The 514-nt window shown below is 37.5% G+C and carries 1 rRNA gene; it reads right to left on the bottom strand.

Annotation, left to right across the window (positions count from 1 at the left end):
• Window positions 1–426: 426 nt before the first annotated feature.
• Window positions 427–514 (bottom strand): 5S ribosomal RNA (gene rrf / locus GXK58_RS26860); the annotation flags it as partial.

A 514-nucleotide genomic window follows, 5' to 3' on the forward strand; every position in this document is an offset into this window, starting at 1 on the left:
GAGCCAGGATCAAACTCTCCAAGAAAGTTGATTAGCTCATTTTGTTACGTTGGCTCATGTTCATCTATTATATAGAAGGAACATGATAATTATTGTTTGTTGACGTTTTTGTTTGTTTAGTTTTCAAAGAACAATGTCACCAATAGCGACAGGAATACTATCTTATCGCAATTCTCACATTCTATCAATCATCAATTATTTCCAATTCTGATTGACGCTGTTGCTCTTATATGAAGAGCGACTTTCCTATAATAACATCTTAAGTGATGAGTTACAATAGAAAGTTTTTTCCATTTTTGATCCCTTGGCACCTTTTTAAAAGCGACTTTTCTATGTTAACACCGTTGGTGTTTACTTACAACAGAAAGTTTTTTCCAATTCTCAATAAGGGGAATGAAAAAGACAGAAACGTAAATTCCTGTCTTCGCCTGGCAACGTCCTACTCTCACAGGGGCAAAGCCCCAACTACCATCGGCGCTGAGAAGCTTAACTTCCGTGTTCGGTATGGGAACGG

The organism is Bacillus sp. USDA818B3_A (genome assembly GCF_009928415.1).
Lineage (GTDB): Bacteria > Bacillota > Bacilli > Bacillales > Cytobacillaceae > Neobacillus.